Origin of the sequence: Metasolibacillus sp. FSL K6-0083 (genome assembly GCF_038630865.1) — a bacterium.
Lineage (GTDB): Bacteria > Bacillota > Bacilli > Bacillales_A > Planococcaceae > Metasolibacillus > Metasolibacillus fluoroglycofenilyticus.
Genome location: NZ_CP152046.1, coordinates 3,654,283 through 3,674,096, shown reverse-complemented (window position 1 = coordinate 3,674,096; position 19,814 = coordinate 3,654,283). Strand labels below are relative to the sequence as shown.

General features: G+C 37.2%; 18 protein-coding genes. 3 read left to right on the top strand and 15 right to left on the bottom strand.

Going from position 1 to position 19,814, the window contains the following annotated elements:
• Positions 1–47: 47 nt before the first annotated feature.
• Together MHB51_RS17150 and MHB51_RS17145 are read right to left on the bottom strand one after the other, a co-directional pair.
• Positions 48–383, bottom strand: coding sequence for an S-Ena type endospore appendage (locus MHB51_RS17150; RefSeq protein WP_066166707.1), 336 nt, complete (start codon positions 381–383; stop codon positions 48–50).
• A gap of 202 nt (positions 384–585) precedes the next feature.
• The gene (locus tag MHB51_RS17145) at positions 586–927 is read right to left on the bottom strand and encodes an S-Ena type endospore appendage (protein WP_342473226.1); all 342 of its coding nucleotides are present in this window, start codon (positions 925–927) and stop codon (positions 586–588) included.
• Positions 928–1,619: 692 nt separating this feature from the next.
• Here MHB51_RS17145 and MHB51_RS17140 point away from each other — a divergent pair.
• Positions 1,620–2,387, top strand: a complete 768-nt coding sequence (locus MHB51_RS17140; RefSeq protein WP_342558685.1) for a hypothetical protein — start codon at positions 1,620–1,622, stop codon at positions 2,385–2,387.
• Positions 2,388–2,452: 65 nt separating this feature from the next.
• Here the strand turns inward: MHB51_RS17140 and MHB51_RS17135 are convergent, their stop codons facing one another.
• The 3 genes from MHB51_RS17135 to MHB51_RS17125 all read right to left on the bottom strand — a co-directional run bounded on the left by MHB51_RS17135 (position 2,453) and on the right by MHB51_RS17125 (position 7,328).
• Positions 2,453–5,188 (bottom strand): ATP-binding protein, encoded by a 2,736-nt coding sequence (locus MHB51_RS17135; RefSeq protein WP_342558684.1) that lies wholly within the window; start codon positions 5,186–5,188, stop codon positions 2,453–2,455.
• Between the two features lie 100 nt (positions 5,189–5,288).
• Positions 5,289–5,654, bottom strand: coding sequence for a response regulator (locus MHB51_RS17130; RefSeq protein WP_066166719.1), 366 nt, complete (start codon positions 5,652–5,654; stop codon positions 5,289–5,291).
• 30 nt (positions 5,655–5,684) lie between these two features.
• The gene (locus MHB51_RS17125) at positions 5,685–7,328 is read right to left on the bottom strand and encodes a diguanylate cyclase (protein WP_342558683.1); all 1,644 of its coding nucleotides are present in this window, start codon (positions 7,326–7,328) and stop codon (positions 5,685–5,687) included.
• A 165-nt stretch (positions 7,329–7,493) separates the two neighbouring features.
• Between MHB51_RS17125 and MHB51_RS17120 the strand changes: the two genes are divergently transcribed.
• Positions 7,494–8,027, top strand: a complete 534-nt coding sequence (locus MHB51_RS17120; RefSeq protein ID WP_342558682.1) for an N-acetyltransferase — start codon at positions 7,494–7,496, stop codon at positions 8,025–8,027.
• A gap of 206 nt (positions 8,028–8,233) precedes the next feature.
• On the opposite strand, the gene MHB51_RS17115 is transcribed toward MHB51_RS17120, so the two are convergent.
• The 5 genes from MHB51_RS17115 to MHB51_RS17095 all read right to left on the bottom strand — a co-directional run bounded on the left by MHB51_RS17115 (position 8,234) and on the right by MHB51_RS17095 (position 13,740).
• The gene (locus MHB51_RS17115; protein ID WP_066166727.1) at positions 8,234–9,382 is read right to left on the bottom strand and encodes a thiolase family protein; all 1,149 of its coding nucleotides are present in this window, start codon (positions 9,380–9,382) and stop codon (positions 8,234–8,236) included.
• 24 nt (positions 9,383–9,406) lie between these two features.
• Positions 9,407–10,135 carry a hypothetical protein gene (locus MHB51_RS17110; protein ID WP_342558681.1) on the bottom strand — a complete coding sequence of 243 codons (729 nt, stop codon included), beginning with the start codon at positions 10,133–10,135 and terminating at the stop codon, positions 9,407–9,409.
• On the bottom strand, positions 10,128–11,471 hold the full coding sequence (locus tag MHB51_RS17105) for an AAA family ATPase (RefSeq protein ID WP_342558680.1): 1,344 nt from the start codon (positions 11,469–11,471) through the stop codon (positions 10,128–10,130). Before MHB51_RS17105 ends, MHB51_RS17110 begins: the two co-directional genes overlap by 8 nt.
• A gap of 145 nt (positions 11,472–11,616) precedes the next feature.
• A complete protein-coding gene (locus MHB51_RS17100; protein WP_342558243.1) occupies positions 11,617–12,813 on the bottom strand; it encodes an IS256 family transposase in 1,197 nt (398 codons plus the stop codon).
• 159 nt (positions 12,814–12,972) lie between these two features.
• Positions 12,973–13,740: an NRDE family protein gene (locus tag MHB51_RS17095; protein WP_342558679.1), complete on the bottom strand. Its 768-nt coding sequence runs from the start codon at positions 13,738–13,740 to the stop codon at positions 12,973–12,975.
• A gap of 129 nt (positions 13,741–13,869) precedes the next feature.
• Here MHB51_RS17095 and MHB51_RS17090 point away from each other — a divergent pair, with 129 nt between their 5' ends.
• The gene (locus tag MHB51_RS17090; protein ID WP_066166736.1) at positions 13,870–14,148 is read left to right on the top strand and encodes an amphi-Trp domain-containing protein; all 279 of its coding nucleotides are present in this window, start codon (positions 13,870–13,872) and stop codon (positions 14,146–14,148) included.
• 229 nt (positions 14,149–14,377) lie between these two features.
• Here the strand turns inward: MHB51_RS17090 and MHB51_RS17085 are convergent, their stop codons facing one another.
• The 5 genes from MHB51_RS17085 to MHB51_RS17065 form a co-directional block, all read right to left on the bottom strand.
• On the bottom strand, positions 14,378–14,560 hold the full coding sequence (locus MHB51_RS17085; RefSeq protein WP_342558678.1) for a hypothetical protein: 183 nt from the start codon (positions 14,558–14,560) through the stop codon (positions 14,378–14,380).
• A gap of 66 nt (positions 14,561–14,626) precedes the next feature.
• On the bottom strand, positions 14,627–15,301 hold the full coding sequence (locus tag MHB51_RS17080) for an ABC transporter ATP-binding protein (RefSeq protein ID WP_342558677.1): 675 nt from the start codon (positions 15,299–15,301) through the stop codon (positions 14,627–14,629).
• Positions 15,294–16,400: an ABC transporter permease gene (locus tag MHB51_RS17075; protein ID WP_342558676.1), complete on the bottom strand. Its 1,107-nt coding sequence runs from the start codon at positions 16,398–16,400 to the stop codon at positions 15,294–15,296. The genes MHB51_RS17080 and MHB51_RS17075 overlap by 8 nt, the downstream gene beginning before the upstream one ends.
• The gene (locus tag MHB51_RS17070; RefSeq protein WP_342472053.1) at positions 16,397–17,620 is read right to left on the bottom strand and encodes an ABC transporter permease; all 1,224 of its coding nucleotides are present in this window, start codon (positions 17,618–17,620) and stop codon (positions 16,397–16,399) included. The genes MHB51_RS17075 and MHB51_RS17070 overlap by 4 nt, the downstream gene beginning before the upstream one ends.
• Positions 17,621–17,662: 42 nt before the next feature.
• Positions 17,663–19,198 (bottom strand): hypothetical protein, encoded by a 1,536-nt coding sequence (locus MHB51_RS17065; RefSeq protein WP_342558675.1) that lies wholly within the window; start codon positions 19,196–19,198, stop codon positions 17,663–17,665.
• Positions 19,199–19,814: the final 616 nt, after the last annotated feature.

The window sequence follows — 19,814 nt, the reverse complement described above, 5'->3', positions numbered from 1 at the left end:
ATTGAAAAAAACAGAGATAACTCTGCTTTCCCAATAGCCTTGAATATTTAGAAATTATAATTTAAAGAATATGAAATTTTCACATTAGCTACTGAAGCAGCCGTACCTGCTAATTGAATATCCGCAATATTATTTGCCGTTATTGATATAGAATTACCAGGAGTAATTGGGGGAATTGCTGGTGTTGCAGGGCTACTCGTAACTGTTAGTGTAACATCTCCTGTTGATGAGCTTGCGTTTTCCACTAAAATTGTGCCATTAATCGCGAAAGGCGTGGAATTCTCCCATACTGTAACTGCTGTCTCATCAGTTAATGTTAAGTCTTGACATACAGAATCATGGACACTTGTTTTACTACCGCAACAGCTTCCTAATTTCGCCATATTCTCACCTCCTTTTCTAAGCAATGAAAGCTTGGCATATAGATAGCTAGATTTTTGACGGAGTCCGCCTTCAAAATCTATGCTATTTGCCAAAAGCTTTATCCTGACCCAAAAGAGACCTTGTAATTTCAAGAGCTGAATCAGGATAAAATCATAGCTAGTATATGTGTCAGTGATTATGAAGCATTGGTCAACCGAACTACTAAAGGTAAATCTCTTGTAACTTCTTTGCTGTTATCGTTAATTCAATTGTGCTATTAGCCTGTGCTTTGATTTCTATTGCTTTCATATTGTGTAAGGTGAATGCTTTACATGTTTTATCTATTGTAACAATAGTAATAGCTCCTCCTCGCTTATAGAGCTTTAATTCAAGGGGTTGTTCCGTATGAACATTTAAGGTTACGGTATTATCTAAATTATGCATATTATTTATCCATGAAAAACTAGGCTTTCCTTCTGGATTGCCTGAAATTGTTGTGCAGATTTTTGTTTGTACAGCGCTGTTACATACGTAACTATCATAAATATGGAAACAAACTGGCATACAATAAAAGCAATTCAAATCGACAATAATCCTCTGTTTAGTGCGAACAAGCTTTTTTTGACAACAGCAAGGGAAAAGGATTTCAAGTATGGCACACTGACCATTTTCTATGACAGCAATTAATGAAAAAAACGCGAAATAAACGGACAGTTTTGTGAAAATCCTACAACTGTTAAAGGCTGACCATTTTCACCTAATAATATAAATGGTCGCCCCTTTTCTATTTTGGTCATGTCCATGCATTGCCCCTCCCCCCGTTTTCACTGCATTTTTTATAGTTTATGGAACACTTTTTAGGAAATATAGTTTTTTGTCCGTCCATTAATCAAATAAGGAGAATAAGTTAACATAGAGTGTCCAAAAAGCCGTACGTACCCAGAATTTTGGACGTTGGCAATGATACTTTAGCCAAAAATTCCCTTAGAGCTTTCTTTGGAAACGTGAGAAACAAATAGTTTAGCCGTATTTCTCACAAATTAAAATGAAGTAACGAAAACTAAAATTGCATAGTATTTGCAAAACAAGACAGTTTTTTAGATAGCTTCTCTCTGTATTCATCTTATCGCCTATAGAGAGAATGATTTCTACACCTATCACCTTGCTATCAGTATAAAGACATGTGCTCCTGCGCTTACTCGTCGTAAAAAAATTTGCTGAAAGAAATTGAAATATGCTAGAAAGGAGGAAACTTGATGGAAATACAAAATTGTAAAAAATGCGCTTCAAAAAATTGTAATTGCAACCGTCCCTTAGGTTGCAAAGGGGTCACTGGAGCTACTGGAGCTACCGGACCTACTGGACCTACCGGGGAAACTGGCGCTACTGGAGCCACTGGACCTACCGGAGAAACTGGAGCTACTGGAGCCACTGGGCCTACCGGAGAAACTGGCGCTACTGGAGCCACTGGACCTACCGGGGAAACTGGAGCTACTGGAGCCACTGGGCCTACCGGGGAAACTGGAGCTACTGGAGCCACTGGGCCTGCTTTTACCGAGGGATTCTCAGCCTTTAAACCCTCATTAGTAACAACTGGCTCAACTGTTATTACAAACTGGACAGTTTCCGCTCCTTATTACACAACAGCAGGCTTTAATGCGACATCAGGCGTCTTTACAGTGCCTACAACTGGAAAATACGCCTTTGCTGCTACGCTTAATTATTCGACAACTGCAACCATTAGTTTATCTTTAGGTAGTGGCATCAACCCTGCATTTTATCTTCGTCGAAATGGTTCTAGCAATGTAATTAGTGGATTGTTTCCATTGTTAAACGTGTCAGTCACTTTACTAACATTGCGTGCTATTTTAGGAAACGGTACAGTCACACTCGCTGGGGATTTATTGTTAAATGCAGGCGATACAATTGATTTATATTATGAGGCAAGTGGTTTAACAATTGGCTTAAATTTAGGAGGTGTCAACTCTGCAGGTATGGTATGGTCTTGTCATCGCATTGCTTAATCAAAAAGCGGCTATCGGGAAAATATGCGAATGCCTACATTTCCCGATAGCGCTGAAATTCATTTTTAATCTTGCTTTGGAAAGAGGATGCCTCCCCTATTTTCATGAGATATTAAAAACGGTACAAGCGCTTTTGATATTTCCTCTGGTGGATAAGGCTTTGTTAAATATTTTTCCACCTTATATTTCGCTACTAATTCCTGCGCTTCATCTAGTGCGGAAGAAATAACAATTGGTATTTTGCTTGTTTGCTCTGTTTCCTTTAATTGCTGAATTAATTCCCACCCACTCATATCATCACTTAACATTAAATCAACAATGATACCGATGAATGGTGTGCTTAACGCTTCTGTATATGCCTTTTGCGGGTCATTATGGTAAATAACAGTAAAGCCTTTACTTTTTAATTCCTCAGATAATAGTAAAGCTAAGCTAGAATCGTCCTCAACAAGCATGACATTTGCACCTTGTGATAGCAATAAATGGGATTGCTCATCTATCATGCTCTCATGCTCGTTTTCTAGAGGTAGTGTAAAGTAAACTATCGTACCTTGCCCTTCCTCGGATTCAATCCAAATATCACCGTTATGCATCAAAATGATTTCACGACAAATGGCTAGGCCAAGCCCAGTTCCTCCAATTTTACGTCTAGCACTATTATCAATCCGTTTAAACTTTTGGAATAACTGTGAAACATCTTCTTTTGCAATGCCAATTCCTTCATCTTGCACACCCACTTGCAGCATTTGTCCTTTATTTTCGAGTGTAATCATTACATTGCCACCATTCGGTGAAAACTTGATGGCATTGCTAATAATATTTACAAATACTTGAATTAGCCGTTCTTCATCTGCCTTCACCATAATAGCACGTGCTTTATCAATTAATTGGATATGATGTTTTTTTTCGTGGCGAAAACGATTAATGACATCCATAACAATCTCATTTACTTGCAAGGGCTTCATCATGTATTGCTGTCTACCAGATTCCATCCGTTGCAAATCAAGGAAGTCATTAATTAAATTTGTTAAACGCTGAGCCTCTTTATGAATGGTTTCGACATATTTTTGTTGACGCTCAGGCTTTAATGTTTTTGTTAGTAGTAGCTCTGTAAAGCCAAGCACACTCGAAAGTGGTGTACGCAATTCATGACTCACTGTGCTGACAAGCTCAGATTTCATTTTATCAATCTCGTATTCACGCGTAATATCTCGATGAACAAAAATTGTCCCTAGTTTTTCAGCACCTTCAAATAAGCATGTAGCATATACTTCGATGAATGTTTCCTGTTCTGTTGAAATAGAGTAACGTAGTTTGCGTGTATGCTTGAAGCTTTCCTCAATTGCCTTTTCAAAAAACGCACGCAAATCATCTGGCTCTTTGCTAAATGATTCAAAGTGGCTTAGCCACACCTTTTTGGCAGTTAACTGCGTATTTAGTGCTGATTGCATTTGCGTCATTTGTGCAAAGGCACGGTTAATTAACACGATATCACCTGCGCTTGAAACGAGCTGCAAGCCTTCATTAATCGTTTCGATAATATTTTTATTTAATTGTCTTGAGCGCTCTACTTCCTCATACATTAATATGCGGTCAAAGGCAATCGATACACGCTTTAACAAGCCATTTAGTCCACTTTGTTCCTCCGCTAAAAAAGCATGTCCTTCCCTTGTCGCCATTAATATTGCGACAAGCTTGCCTTGTGCATTTAAAATGGATGAATATAAGTCATAGACATAATATGGCTCCTGTGCTATACCGCGCTCTCCCGCTGCTACTTCCCGCTTTATAACAAAGAAACCTTCCTGCTCAAGGCGCATAAGCTTATTGCTGTCTAAATGCTGCATTAGATTAGTAGCAAACTCAATGCTAAGCCCCTTCATTGCATGAACATCGCCCTCAAGCCAAGTTAAAATGCTCGTATCAAATTGATAAATATCATTTAGATAATCATGCAAATTGTTAATCAGTTGCTGCTTATCTAACGTGAATGTTAATGCATGATTAAGCTGATTATATTTTTCAAGCTGATTCAACGAATGCTGTAGCTGCAATTGATTTCCCTGCAACTCATCCTGCTGCATTAATAATTCTTCATTTTGTGTCGTTAGCTCTTCTTCCTTATCCTGAATGGATAAAGTCATATTGACGAAGGCATTTGCTAAAATACCTAATTCATCGTCCATTTTCTCCAAATCTTTCGTATCGAAGGATTGTCCAAGAGCAAACGCATTTGTTGCAATCGTTAGCTGCTCAATTGGTCGAATTAAATTATCGAGCAGCCTTCTCACAATAAAGCTTATGAGTAGCACAATTAAAACACTAACGAGAAGTGATAAAGCTGCAGAACTTTGCCCATAGCTAATATTTTTTTCAAACAGGTCATCTAATTCCTTATCTGTTTTTTCTTTATATTCGTTGGTGAGATTAATTACTTTAGCAACAACAACATTCATTCGGTCATTCGAGAGCGTTCGTAAAGACTCATAATCCACTTTTTCTACATAGGAAACAGCCTCTGGCAATATATCATCTTGATAAATAAGCAAATAATTCATCAGCTCCTGATAAAGCTCTTGCTCTTCAAACGTTAGCTCCATCGTTGCAAATTGTTGGAGTTGTTGGTCAATTTCCGTTAAATCAGCATATGCTTGCTGTAAATATTGCTCGTTTTTATAGGCAAAATACCCTCGCGCTTGAAAAAAAGCATCCTTATACGTTTCAGTTAAAGAATCTACGATGACTGTTTTCTCTACGAGTAGCCTCTGTTCTTTTTCTAAACTTTTATTGCGTTCATTCATATAAAAGTAAAGTACAGCAATTAGCAGCAAAAAAAGGCTTGCTATCAAAAGCAGCTTTCTAAAAAAACGACTACGTATATTTTTCCTAAATAACAGCTTGTCATTGACCATTTAAAATATCCTCGACGACTTCCATTAACTTCACTGGACTAAATGGCTTTGACATAAAGTAATCCACCCCTTTTTCAAACACCTTTTGGCGATCCTCCTCCTGCGATTTAGCAGTCAGCATTAATATTGGTAGATTAGCCTTTATTTGTGCAGGTAAGCGTTCAATTACTTCAATGCCTGTAACATGTGGCATCATATAATCTAAAATCATTAAATCATAATGCTCTTGTGTCACTCTTTCTAACGCTTCCTGCCCATTCTCTGCTTCTTCAATTTCATACCCCATATCCTCTAGCGTATCGCGAATAAGCATACGCAAAATTTCCTCATCATCAACTACTAAAACTCTTGCCATCATCATACCTCCTTCTAGCAGCTTCTTTTTCTATCCTTTGCTGCCTTTAAAAATACGTTCTGCTAAATGTAATATACGTGATGATACATCAGCAATTTGGAATGGCTTACGAATATAGTCATCTGCACCATTTTTAAATGCTTCTAATACATACGTTTCCCCAATTCGCCCTGTCAACATGGAAACGATAACTTCCTTTGAGCTATAATTTGCCCTGATTTCTTTTAATACCTCAATCCCACTCATATTCGGTAGCATCCAATCTAATAAAATTACATATTTGTAGTTCGGGTCATACCAGCTTGATTGTAAAAATTCAAGCCCATCACCATATGTAGCTACTTCGATAATTGTTTCGCCGCTTGTTATGAGCCCTTCAAAATGCTTTGCGATTATATCGCGAATAATGTAAACATCATCAATGACAATGACTTTAATTTTTTCAGATTTTTTCATATCGATAATTGAATGGTCGAACAAAACAACGCAATTTCTCCCCGCTTCTTTTGCTGAATAAAGCGCATGGTCTGCTGCCTCTAATAATTTCTTTTCATGCTTATAATCTGGGCCCACTGTCATCATACCTGAAGAAAATGTTACATGAAAAACGGTATTATTTGCTGTAAAAGCCCTCTTTTCCATTGCTTGACGTACTTTTTCAACGAGCCTGTAGCCTTCCTCAACTGTCGTCTTCGGCATTAATAAAACAAATTCCTCTCCACCGTAGCGACAGAACACATCATGCTCCCTCTTCAATTCCTTGACGAGCGCTGCAAAGCCCCTTAACACTTCATCCCCAACTAAATGTCCATAAGTGTCATTTACTTTTTTAAAATAATCTAAATCAAGAATGGCAATCGTAAATACTTCTTTCATCCTCTCGTATTGCTGAATTAACATTTTTAATTGGCTTTCAAAATATTTTCGATTATACACTTGTGTTAATTCATCAATGACAATGGCATATTCAAGCTCTTTTCTATAAGCTAGACGATTCGTCACATATGCGAGCAAAACATCTTCATCAATCGGCTTAGCAACGAAATCCATTGCACCTAGCTCAAACGCTTTAATTCGATTTTCCTTGCTATGATGACTGCTCATAATTGCAATAAATGTGCGATCTTTTTTGATTTTTTTAATATTATTTAAAATAGAGAAGCCATCTATATCTGGTAACATAATGTCTAAAAAGACGATGGCAGGCTGTAACTCATAAATTAACTCAATTCCACGCTTGCCATTATGAGCAATCATCACTGAAAAACCTTTTTCCTCTAAAATATTTTTTAAATAAGAAATAAACACCATATCATCATCAACAATTAATATAAACTCTTTTGTTATACCACTCGTCACAAGGTTTAATGATGTTTCCTTTATTTCTTGTGAAGGATTATTCGTTTCATAAAATGAAAGAGCTTCAATTAGCGGACTTAAATAAAATGTCCACTCGCGCTTTCCCCATTCCTTCTCACTCGTATCATTAAGATTTACCAGCTTGTCAGTAGCGATTATCGTTAGCTCATTTAATCCAACTGAGCCAGCAGTTCCTTTTAACATATGTAAAAAAGAATATATTTCTTTTTCTATAATGGAGTCTGCCTTAGCCCATTCTTGAAATTTTTCGCGCATGCGTTGATACATCATTTGCTGGTATTTCTCTGCTCCCATTGTCAAACTCTCCAATCAACATAATCTTGTGTAAAGTATATCGCATTGCTATGAAAAAGATAGTTGATTTAATGAACAAATTATATATTTTCAATGGATATTATAGATGTATAATCAATTATAGTGCATAATTAATAGAGAGAATTTTATTAAGGAGATTTATATATGAACTTTTCAATTCGACAAGAGCGTCCGTCAGATTATGAAATTACTGAGGATGTAATACGTCAAGCTTTTTTAGATGAGGATATGAGCAATCAAAAGGAGCATTTCCTTGTACAGCGTATTCGTCAATCATCCGCTTTTTTACCGGAGCTTTCGTTAGTCGCAGTTGATAGTGAAGATAAAATAATCGGTCACATTTTACTATCGAAAATTACGATTGAAGATGGCGAGAAATCTATTGATTCTTTAGCACTTGCACCTGTCTCGGTTTTACCGGCATGTCAAAATAAAGGAGTCGGTAGTCAATTGATACAGGAGGTATTGCAAAAAGCAGCCGACATCGGTCAGCAATCGGTTATCGTACTAGGCCATGCGGCATACTATCCGAAATTCGGCTTCCGTCAAGCGCGAAGGTGGAATATTTTTGCTCCATTTGAAGTACCAAGCGAGATTTTTATGGCACTTGAATTAGTGCCAGATGCACTACAAAATGTGCAGGGTACTGTGCGTTATTCGGAGGCATTCGATAGCTAACTTAAGCACATCAAAAACAAATTTCCTATGAATACCTTTTACTTCCTTGTTCTAAAGAAAATACTTTTTTTAAGTCAAGGGCTGCCCGAAAAGGCAGCCCCCTCCTTTAAATCTAATATTTCCTTCATTTTCCAAAAACCTTTTTTCTCTTCTACCTTAGTAAGCTATTTTTTTAAAACACAGCTGCCAGCGTCCCAAACGTCCCACTAAAGCCTTTCAATAATCGTTGCATTCGCCATGCCCATACCTTCACAAATTGCTAGTAAACCGTAGCGCTGCTGCTCTCTTTGCATGCGGTAAAGCATTGTCGTCAGTAGCTTTGTACCTGTTGCACCAAGTGGATGCCCTAAAGCAATTGCACCACCGTCTACATTTAATTTGTCAATGCTCGCTCCTGTATCCCTTGCCCAAGCAAGAGGCACTGGTGCAAAGGCTTCGTTCACCTCATATGTATCCATATCAGCTAAAGATAAACCTGCTTTTAACAATACTTTTTCTGTTGCTGCCATTGGACCTGTAAGCATGAGTGTCGGGTCAGAGCCTACGACTGCACGGGCAACAATGCGAGCTAATGGCTTAATGCCTAGCGCCTCTGCTCTCTCACGTGACATTAGTAAAACTGCCGATGCACCATCACTCATTTGGCTTGCATTGCCCGCTGTAATAACGCCATCCTCTTGAAAAACAGCTTTTAAGCTGCTCAAGCTTTCCAGCGTCGTATCTTTTCTTGGTCCTTCATCCGTATTAAAAATAACGGTCTCACCTGTTTCATTTTGCACTTCAATAGGAATAATTTCCTCTATAAATTTCCCTTCAGCAATTGCCTTTAATGCACGCTGATGACTCATCACAGCATAGTTATTTAATTGCTTTGCACTCAGTCCCCACTTCTCCGCAATACGCTCCGCTGATAAGCCTTGGTGAATAATTTCATGCTGCTTTGTTAGCTGCTCACTAGGTGCTACTCCCATATAATTTGAGCCCATCATCATACGTGTCATACTTTCCACACCACCAGCAATAACAATATCCATATCGCCTGCTAAAATGGCCTGTGCCGCAAAATGAACTGCCTGCTGACTAGAGCCACATTGACGGTCAATTGTCACGCCAGGTACATGGACGGGAAAGCCTGCGATTAATAGTGCGGTCCGTGCAATATTCCCTGCCTGCTCCGCGCTTTGCGTCACACAGCCTAAAATAACATCCTCTACATCTGCCTTCTGAATACCAGCTCGCTTCACAACCTCTTCCAAAACTACTGCGGCTAAATCATCTGCCCGCATTTGACTAAGTGCCCCTTTACGTTTTCCAACCGCCGTTCGAGTTGCGGCTACAATGACTACTTCACGCATATTAAAAATCCCCCTTTGTTTAAATTATATATGCTGCGAATCATTTTCTAAAAACTGAAACATTAACGAAGCGTTCGTATACTGCTCAAGCGAATTAATGTTTTCCACAATAAACTCCCAGCTTTTTGCATATAACGTGCTATAATCCTCATTCTGCTCAAATGGCATATACTGTGCTAGAAATTGCTCAATTGGTATTTCTAGCTGTTCTAAAAAATCTTCTATCTTTTCTACCTTATCCTCTTTACATGGATTCATTTCATTAAACGTAACATGCTCTAAATGGCGCGAAAAATAATAAGCTTGATAGGCATATTGCGCAATATGAGTTGCTGAACTCATTATATGGACATTGCGCGACCTAATTTCATTGCGCTCCTCAATTCTGCTCTTTTGTTCCTCGGAATTAACCGTTATACAATCTTTATTATACTGTGTCAAAACGCCTTGCTCCGTATCGACTATAATATGCTCTGGCGCTATAAAACAGCCATCTGTATCAAGTATATGCAGCACTGCTAATATATTGGAAGCTTTAAATTTTCGCTTCATTAATATTTCTTTTACTCTGTCTCCGATTACTTCTTTAATAGCCAACTCTTTTTTCTCTCTTTGATAGAAGATATCGCCATTTTGTGGCTCAAAGCGAATTTCCTTCTCTTTAAATAACTGTCTTAAACGCTCAATTAGTAGTAATTCATCAGTGTCACCTTCGACTAATAAAATAACAACCTTTTTTTGTGCCCTAGCCAATTATTTTACCTGCTTTCCTAAAAGACTTTTTAATATCGTACATATTCGTTTCATTATAGATAGCCTCATCTTGCCCGCCTAATTGAATCGCTCTCAAATAAATATCACGCGCATTGCTTAATTTTTTCACACCTTTTAGCTGCATATAACGCTGTTCCTCATTTAATGTTGTAAACCATAAATTTTGAATTGGGAGCACCTCTAAAATTCTCAAATTATGCGACGTGAAAAATAATTGACCTTTCCCACTTTCACTAAGAACTTCTAGCATTTCCCCTAATAAGTATTCAAAAATACCCGCATCTAATTCATCAATCACAACACAAGCATTTGGATTATTATATACAGCGATTAATGTGCTTAAAATGGAAATAATTTTCAATATCCCTTGTGATTCGCTACGTAAAGGAAGCTCAATGTCCTCCTTTACCGACAAAAATTCAAAACGAACACCATCTTGTCCACTACTCATTTTTTCAATATTTATTTCACGTACTTTTATAAAAAGCCCTGGAATAATTGTTGTTAATACCATATTTGTTTGTTCCACAACTTTTTCAATTGTTGTAAACATTTCTCTAGGTAAAAGCATTGTATCCCTTAATTCATACGGTATGTTTCCTCTTACACCTTCCACATGAATACGAAAAGGCATAACGAGATTTGCGACAAGTAAACCGTAATGAATCGCATCAATTACATGGAAATTATCAGTAAAATCTTGCTTTAGATTTTTAATTATTTCATTTTCTGCTTCATTACAAAACGATGCCAACACGCACGCTAATTCTTCCCTAAAAATAAAGGATGTTGCATTTTCATCCGCTAAATGATTGGCTACTAGCAAGCTAACTCTTTGCTTTTCGCGAAACAATTCCATTGTTTTATTACGAATTGAAATTTTGTTATCCTGCTTCGATATTAGCTCTTTATAGCGTTTTCCACTTTTATTTTCCTTATAGGATAAAGTCTCCTTCAAAACCTTTAATGTTTCGTATCCCTCTTGCAATTCCACAAAATATTTAACAAAATATTGTCCTAATTGGTTGGTTATAAGAAATTCAATGTGTAATTCAATGCTTTTTTCTTTAAAATAAATAAGCTTTTTTCTATTATCAGGCAATGCTTTTGCTTGTAGCAATGTTTTTAAAAGACTAAATGCTTCAACAACAGCCGTTTTTCCAGAGCCATTTTGACCATAAAACCCGATGATATCAGCCCCATCTGGATTAAAAGTAGAATTCGTTTTAAATATGCCGTGTTTTACATTTTTTAAGCATTGAATTGTTACATGATTAATTCTTATAATTGTTTCCAATTTTATAGGTACTGTCAATATTATTGTGTAAATGACTTTTCAACTTCTCAAGGTAGATGATCACCTTCGTATTCAAATAGATTTGTTCGAAGTTTGGATTTGGGTGTCTAGGAAAGGGCTAGCCCTTTCCTAGACACCCAAATTTCGCGCTGGCACGTCCCGGTTAGTTTGTCGGTTCATGCAGCTGTTCAAACATTTCTTCTAGCTTGGCACGGGCCTGATTAAAGCCGATGTGGCAGCGTGTGGCGAAACGTTGATTGTAGTCCTCGAACTGCGTCACTAAAAAGCGTTCCAGTGATTCTTCATTCGGGAACTGTTCCTTGCGCTTTGTATATTTTTTGATTTGCTTATTGAACGACTCAATTAAATTGGTCGAGTAGATGCTTCGCCAAATTGCTTTTGGAAACTGATAAAACGTGAGTAAATACGGATTATCAAGTAAGCTCTGTGTAACTTTTTTATACGATTTGCTCCATTTCTCGCAGAACTGCCCAAGTGCTAGCGCAGCTGCTTCGGCGTCCTTGGCCTGGTGAATCGTTTTAAAATCTTCGCAGACTTCCTTGCGATCCTCTACGCGTACTTTATGCATGATATTGCGACCGACATGAACTAAACAGACTTGATATTTTGCCTTTGGAAACACATTGAAAACAGCGTCAGCCATGCCTTTTAAGCCGTCTGATACGAATAATAAGACGTCTTCTACACCACGGTCTTTCAGCTCTTCTAGTAGCTCTTGCCAGTTGTAAGCAGACTCGGTTGGGGCAATCGTGTAAGCGAGTACCTCTTTAGAGCCGTCTTCGCGAATACCAACAGCGATATAGACGGCTTCTTTAGACACCGTATCACGACGTACGGCAATATACGTCGCATCTAAATACACGCATACGTAACGATTATGCAACGAACGGTTGTTAAATGCATCGACTGTTTCTGAAACCGCTTTTGTCATATTCGAAATCGTTTGAGGCGTATAGTGATGGCCATACATTTTTTCGATTAACTGGGCAATTTCAGCCATCGTAATGCCTTTTTTAAACAGGTGAATCACCGTATCTTCAAGCGTATCATTCGAACGCTTATACGGAGCCACGGTCTGTTGTTTGAACTCACCATTGCGATCACGTGGAATTTGAATGGCTAAATCGCCGTACTCTGTGTGAAGCGTACGCGAATAAGACCCATTGCGTGAGTTGCCTGAATTAAAGCCCATACGGTCATATTTTTCATAATCTAGAAATTCCGTTAACTCTGTCACAAGTAGCGAGTTGATCGCCATTTCCAAGTGCGAACGAAAAACCTCGGTAATATCTTGTTTTTTTACTAGTGCATCGATAATTTCTGTTGTAAACTGATTCATAGGGAAGACCTCTTTTCTAGGATTGGTTGTGGTGACTTAATTCTACCAAGAAAAGGTCTTCCTTTTTACATGGAATTTTTCATTTACACAAAATATTTTATACTCTCATTTTATACCCCCAACAATTAATATCTGTAAATTCCCTTTTATAGAAAGGAATTATACTTCACTATGCTGTTTTGTTATCTCAAATCGTACATCCCCAGCAAATTGTCCATTTATAAAGCTGCGCTCTGCGATATCCCAGCCATTATTAGTGCTCTTCACGATGCTAGAAGCTCGCGTACCGTAGCCATCAAAATGGATGAAAATAGATGAAAGCTTTTGTTCCATTTCAAACGGCACGCCTGTGGCAGGTAAATCCCGATCCTCTGCTCTTATTGTGTCCTTTAAAATTGCAAATAATGCCTCATCTTCCGTAGTTGTTTCAATTGTTTCATTAAAAGCATTCTTTAAACGCATCACTTTTGGCCATGGTGTATTAAGCGTCGCATTTGATATACAATGAATACCTGGTGGAACAATCATTAGCTCATCCATCACCGTGTTGTAATGCACTAAATTTTCTTCATCATAAAGCAATACATTAAATGCTCCATACAAATGTCGCTCCTTCTGTAGCTGCTGTGCAAACTGTAGGGCGCTTAGCGGCGTATTCATAAAATCGACAGGCACTTCCCCCCTCGACTTTTCTCCAGTAAGCGGTAAGCGTGGGTCACGGTAATTTGTCACTGCTGCAAAGCGTCCATTATTACTTACAGCAAGCCATGTACCCATTTTTTCCAAATCTCTACCAGCCCAAATATGCGGTGCATCTAACCAATTTTGCATTGCTTGTGCTGGTCGTCTGTAAAACTCATCTCGATTCGCAGCTACAATTAACGAATGCGCTGGATGCACTTTATAACCTAATACGATAATACACATAAAAAATCCCCCTCTACTACTTGAGAGAAGTATAAAATACATTACATCTATGCGCAATTGACAGCGCTTACAAATAAGTGGAGAAAATATGATATAATAGAAATAATAATAGAATGAGGAGGGATTTTGATGCAAAAGCCGAACAAGCCCGTTACAGAAGTTTTAATTAAGCATAAGGAACAACAAAGTGTAGAAGAATTTGCTACAATGCTTGAAGCAATTGCTCAAAAGCTTAAGGAAAATGGAGAGTTTACATTTGTCCGAGGAACTGAACCAACAACTGTCCGCCCATCAGAGCAACTCAAAATCGAATACTCCTATACGAAAAAAGGTGAAAAGCATTCATTTGAAATTGAGTTTGATTGGTACACAGGTAACGAAGCATTAAAGAAAATAACGATTGAATAGTTGATTGAGGGCTAGGGCTGTCCAAAAAGCCGTGCATAGCCGGCATTTTGGACAGTAACGATGATGTTTCGCAAAATGTTGATTCATATAAGCAGAATATCCCCTCTTTTAAAAATGGGATGAACATGGGCTTTAACAGTGTTATCCTTCAGTAAAAGGGAAGCGATGAAAACATTGATTTCAGTGCGGTGTCAAAACAAAATGGACTTTTCGGAAAACTCCATTTTTCCTAAAATAAATTTAATGTATGCTTATTATATTTTTGGTTATAATCATCTAACATCTCTTGGAATTTCGTGACGAATTCAAAAACAGAGATGAAATCTGTATTGCTAATGCTAACACTTTTATCTGTGGCTGTAGCGCCGAGGTAATAGCCTAAAATTTGCGGATTAGTAAAGCGTACTGTCACACTATCGGCGGATGATTGTACACTTGAATTTCTGGACTAAAGTTAGCTGGGGCATAATTAATTGAATCAAGATAAACAATCAACATGGATTCCCCTCGCTGACAGTAAGTTTTGATAGTAATAATCCTTTCCTATTAATAGCACTCTGTCTGTAAATTGCTCTATTTCACTCATATCGTGAGAAGTATAAATTATCGTAGTTCCTTGTGTTTTAGCAAGCAACTGCAAAAAACGCCCAATTTCTTGCTTCGAGCGCATATCAATACCGACAGTTGGTTCATCTAATAGCAGTAGCTCTGGCTGATGAATAAGACTAATTGCTAAATTTAATTTGCGCTTCATTCCACCTGAAAGGCTAGAAACTGGCTCCTTCCATTGCATAAGCTGCATCTCTTCACAAATTTTTTTGCAAGCTTCAATACCGATATTTTTCCAGCTTAATTGCTCAAAATAGCGCATATTATCTTCAACTGAAAAATGCTCCCAAATTGCCAAATCCTGAGGAACAAAGCCAATCTTTTGCTTAATCTCTTGATAGTGCTGACGGTATGATAATCCGTTCCAATATATTTCACCCGCATCTGGTCGCATTAATGTGGATAACATATGCAGTAATGTTGACTTTCCAGCACCATTTTCACCGACAAGCCCAACGATTTCCCCACGTTCAATAGTTAATGAAATATTTTCTAAAACGCTTTTCTTTTTGTAACTCTTATTAATTGTTTGCACCTCAAGCATCTTTTAACCTCCTAAACAAAAGAAGAGATATACTGCAAAAGGCTAATCCTAACAATGGCACTTCCTGCTTCAATAGAGCATAAAGAGGCTGTGTCGCACTGAGTAATTGATGGATTATGCCGCTATCTCGAATCGGTACAATACCACTGCTTGTTAAAGTAAATAGCAAAGTAAATAAAATTGATAAAATATAATAGGTTAATACATTTTTACATAAGTGTGCGAGAACAAAAACGTAACCATTTAACGTCAATCGGAACAATAAAAGTGCCATTATTGCCCAGGCGGATATTTCATAACTAAATAGTAAAAGTGCTAATAAATCCATCATATAAAAAAAACTGAAATAAATTAAAGATAAGAAAAAGACGTATTTTTTATAGGACTGTGCACTTAGTGACCAACGTAGCATTGACGGTTCCTTTCGCTCCTTCACTAGCCAATCAAATAAAAAGAAGGTTGACAATATGGTGAAGCTAGACCAAATAACCCAAGCTGATATAAACGGCGATTTCTCCATATCATCTTGTTCCATCTGAAAAAAGGAAAAAGGAATGGAGATTAAATCGGTTCCATCTTGGCGAGCACTTACTTTCCCCTCAATTATTTGTTCATCAAATAAATGCATTAAATCATTATCTTGCAATAGCTGCTCAACATCACGTACTACCTTTGAACGAAGTGCCTGCTCCATTACAATCGAGCTAACGATTTCCTTTGCCGCCTCATATGCATAAGAGCGATTCGAGGCATACGCTTCAACGATTTTTTTTCTACCTAATTTCATATTTTCCTCGTACTTGCCACGAATGACAAAAACACTATCAAGCTCGTGCTGCTCTAAAAGACGTAGCATCTCAGACTTTTTCATAATGCGTACATCTAAATACTCTACTTGCTGTAAGTGCTCAACTACTTCCGCTGCATAAGTAGAATCATCCTCTAACGCAACACCTATCGGTATTTTGCTGTCATCTAAAAGAGAAAGCATCAAGTTGTAAATAACGATTGTCGCTATAAAGGGAAATAACAGCCATACGATTGTTGACTTCCATTCATATTTTAATTGCAATATTCGCAAATAAATAGCTCTTTTCATCGTTGTCTCCTCTCCAGAAGCCGTGCCAGTAGATGATAAAGTATGGCACTCACAGCCGCAAAAATAGCTAGACTACTATAGTTCGCATAGTTGCGATTTTCAAGTGCAATATCAATCATCCATGAAAAAGCTTCATAAGGAAATGTATATGTAATAAAGTGCTGTAGTGCGTATGGAAAATAAATAATCGGCAACACGGCTCCACTTATCAGAATAACAAACACTACTAAAGCAATTTGAAGCATAAGCCTCGCTTTAGCATCATGACAAATAAGCTCTACAAGCCCTAATAAATAAGTAAAGCAAATACAATAAAATAACACGAACAATAAAAGCCGCATATAATCAAGCGGATAAAGCGCTAGCTCCAGCCAGTAATTTGCCACGCTATAAAGCACAATTAAAAATACTAGCGAGCCGACTATTGCAACAATCCCCTTAGCAATAAAACCTTGTGCAACCGTCACACCAAACATTTGTAAACGCTTCTGAATACTAAGCGTTTCCTCTTTCATTAAAAGCATATGAAAGCCCACTAGCCAAACTGTTAGACAAATGAATAATGTTGAAATTGTGTAATAATAAACAGGCTTACTTGTGGCAATGTTATTGATTGTATTTTGAACAAGTAAATTATTTTTTCCTAATGTAAAAATAGCGTATTCAATAAATATTTCTTCTTGTAACTGCCTATATTTCTCTTTGCTTATCGACGTTTCTTGCGCATATTCATATACCGTCAAAATACTCGCTTGGGCTGATTCTATATAAGAAGACATACTGTGAAGCAAGTTTTTAATCATCGCATTTTCTACCGGCTTGTTTGGATTACCAACAAGCGGTAAAGCAATTGGATTCCCCGCATATAAATCATTTGTTAAACCTGTGGGAAATTGCACATAGCTTGTTATTCGTCGCTCTTTCATTGCTTGCTGCGCTTCCTTCTCAGACATGCGCTCTATCTCAATATAGTCATTGCCTTTGAGCGCCATCACAAGCAATTGTGTTAACACCTTCGTTTCTTCAGTGCGGTCATTGTCAACAATCGCTAGTGTAGATTTCTGTTGTTCACTAGGCATCATGAATTGTAATATGAGTAGAATAATTAAAGAAATCATGCAAATCGGCATGATAAAAAGAAGAAGAAGTGAGGACCACTTCTTCTTTAAATAACGTACATTTTGCGTTGTAAAAAAGAATATATTTTTCAGTACTTTCATGTAATATACCCCTTACTCGCCTAGCGCAAATAATCTATCTCTTTAATAATCATCTTGATTTTCTTCATAGTCTTCATCAAACTCGAAGTCATAATCTTCCCCGTAATATTCATCAAAATCGAAATCTTCATCATAGTAGTAATCATCATAATAATAGTCATCATAGAAGTAATCATTAAAGCCTGTTTCTTCCATAAAGTTTTCTGCCCAAACTAAAGCATTTTCAAGAACTGTAGCCATATAATCAGAAAGCTCTTCCTCTGATAAATTACTTACATCCTTTATTTTAGCTGGTAATTCGATAGCCTTCACTTTTTTACTGTCCTGCTCAATTGTTATAGCTATTTTACCAAGACCAGCCATTTCAATGTAGATTGTATGCTCCCCATTTACGCTATCTGCCCTATACTCCGATGTACCATCCCAATTTAACGTAACTGACTCGCCTGCACCTTCAAAAATAAATTTACGTTCGAAGTTGTGCTGATTTTTTTCCTTATTTTCCTCTGACTCATAAACAATTTTCACATCTTCTATAGCTAATTGAACACGGTCAGATGCTTTATCACTTTTTTGGAATTTCCCATCAATGGAAACCTGCTCTTCAGCACCTTTCAATTGATAGTCAAATGTAAACTCATTACCAAATGTTTGCTTTCCAGTAATGACAAAATCATCTGTTTCTTTAAATTTCAATTCTCGTTCAATAATTTTACCCTTTTCAACCCAAATTGTTGAAACAAAGCCGAACTCAATTTCACCCAATCCATCAATCAATTGCTTTTTCATTTCTGTAACGGTTTCATCATCACAAACACCTTGTGTTGCCATAACTTGCTTTAAAATTGTCTCAAGTTCAGGGTCTGTTTCTAGCTTTTTTGCAATGGCTTCCATCACTTTTTTCACATCTTGCTTTGATAAATCCATAACAATTTTATTTTTCTCTTTTGTAAAAGCTTCTTCCGGTAACTCTTTGAAAATAGTAGTAGCTAAGTTTTTCTTAATATATTCTTGTTGCTCCTTCGTCATAATTTCTGTTTCAAATAAAACATCTTGCCCACAGCTTAGTTCGCCATCGGCTAGTTCATTTAACTTTTCTGCTGAAACAGATATTGCCTCTGTTAAAAACGGTGCATTGAATACATATTCCTCCTGTGTCGCGAACAATTCAAAATTATCTACTTTGACATCTGCAATCTCCCCACCTAAACCGAATGCAAACTTTTTATTTTTCACATCTGATGTTGCCGAAATATTAATTGCTGAAGAGTTAATAATATCGAATATTGGACTTTCCTCATAATCACTTTGAATTTCACCAGTAATTTTTAGGTCATTTTGGATAACAGCCGTTTTTGCTAATTCGGACCATTTCAATTCTTCTTTATACTTATCTTCAAAGAAAGCAACCATTTCACTAGCAGTTTCAGATTCAGCAGCAAGATATGCGGCTTTCGGAGATTTCATAAATAACGCTCCTGCACCAACCCCTCCTGCTAAAACAAGTGCTGCTACACCTCCGCCGATTAGCCATTTCTTTTTTGAACCACTCGCTACTTTTTGTTCTTGCACTTCCATACATTCTCACCTTTCTCTGTATTAATACGCCTCGACTAACTCTAATCCAGATTTCTCCAAGTTCATGCAAAAAAACGCCATAAAACTTATGACTTCCACGAAAGGCTTCGGATTAACTTAAACTGAATTTCCCTCTATTAGCGAGTATTAAAATAATGCATTCTGAATCAGACAAGTATGTACTATATTTTTTGTCGAAATATTTCTAATTTCTATGTCAAAAGTTATGTCTGAAAAACAGAATAGTTCTAGTATACAAAAAATGGCGTAAAAATTATAGCAAAATTTGTTTATTTATCATACATTAGGTCCACATGTATATAAAAGGCTAAAAACAGAACTAAACTATAAGACCTGTTTTTAGCTCTACCTTTGTATTTAATTGTATTTTAATAAGGTCTTAAGATATTAAAACCTTCAAATACTAGCTATAAAATTCTTTTTAAATTTTTCTCAATTATTATCTAGGTATATAGAAGCGGTTTATCACGCATTAACAGGCAGTAGGGCTTCCACTTCAAGACTTAAGTGAAAATGATACTGCCCGTAAAAGCCCGATTGGTTTAACTAACAAGCAGTGGGGATGAGAAAAACCTCCACTGCTTGAAGTTTCACT

Coding starts and splice junctions, on each gene's coding strand:
- MHB51_RS17150 (WP_066166707.1), bottom strand. CDS start 383: ATGGCGAAATTAGGAAGCTGTTGCGGTAGTAAAACAAGTGTCCATGAT.
- MHB51_RS17145 (WP_342473226.1), bottom strand. CDS start 927: ATGCCAGTTTGTTTCCATATTTATGATAGTTACGTATGTAACAGCGCT.
- MHB51_RS17140 (WP_342558685.1), top strand. CDS start 1,620: ATGGAAATACAAAATTGTAAAAAATGCGCTTCAAAAAATTGTAATTGC.
- MHB51_RS17135 (WP_342558684.1), bottom strand. CDS start 5,188: ATGAATGAACGCAATAAAAGTTTAGAAAAAGAACAGAGGCTACTCGTA.
- MHB51_RS17130 (WP_066166719.1), bottom strand. CDS start 5,654: ATGGCAAGAGTTTTAGTAGTTGATGATGAGGAAATTTTGCGTATGCTT.
- MHB51_RS17125 (WP_342558683.1), bottom strand. CDS start 7,328: ATGGGAGCAGAGAAATACCAGCAAATGATGTATCAACGCATGCGCGAA.
- MHB51_RS17120 (WP_342558682.1), top strand. CDS start 7,494: ATGAACTTTTCAATTCGACAAGAGCGTCCGTCAGATTATGAAATTACT.
- MHB51_RS17115 (WP_066166727.1), bottom strand. CDS start 9,382: ATGCGTGAAGTAGTCATTGTAGCCGCAACTCGAACGGCGGTTGGAAAA.
- MHB51_RS17100 (WP_342558243.1), bottom strand. CDS start 12,813: ATGAATCAGTTTACAACAGAAATTATCGATGCACTAGTAAAAAAACAA.
- MHB51_RS17095 (WP_342558679.1), bottom strand. CDS start 13,740: ATGTGTATTATCGTATTAGGTTATAAAGTGCATCCAGCGCATTCGTTA.
- MHB51_RS17090 (WP_066166736.1), top strand. CDS start 13,870: ATGCAAAAGCCGAACAAGCCCGTTACAGAAGTTTTAATTAAGCATAAG.
- MHB51_RS17080 (WP_342558677.1), bottom strand. CDS start 15,301: ATGCTTGAGGTGCAAACAATTAATAAGAGTTACAAAAAGAAAAGCGTT.
- MHB51_RS17075 (WP_342558676.1), bottom strand. CDS start 16,400: ATGAAAAGAGCTATTTATTTGCGAATATTGCAATTAAAATATGAATGG.
- MHB51_RS17070 (WP_342472053.1), bottom strand. CDS start 17,620: ATGAAAGTACTGAAAAATATATTCTTTTTTACAACGCAAAATGTACGT.
- MHB51_RS17065 (WP_342558675.1), bottom strand. CDS start 19,198: ATGGAAGTGCAAGAACAAAAAGTAGCGAGTGGTTCAAAAAAGAAATGG.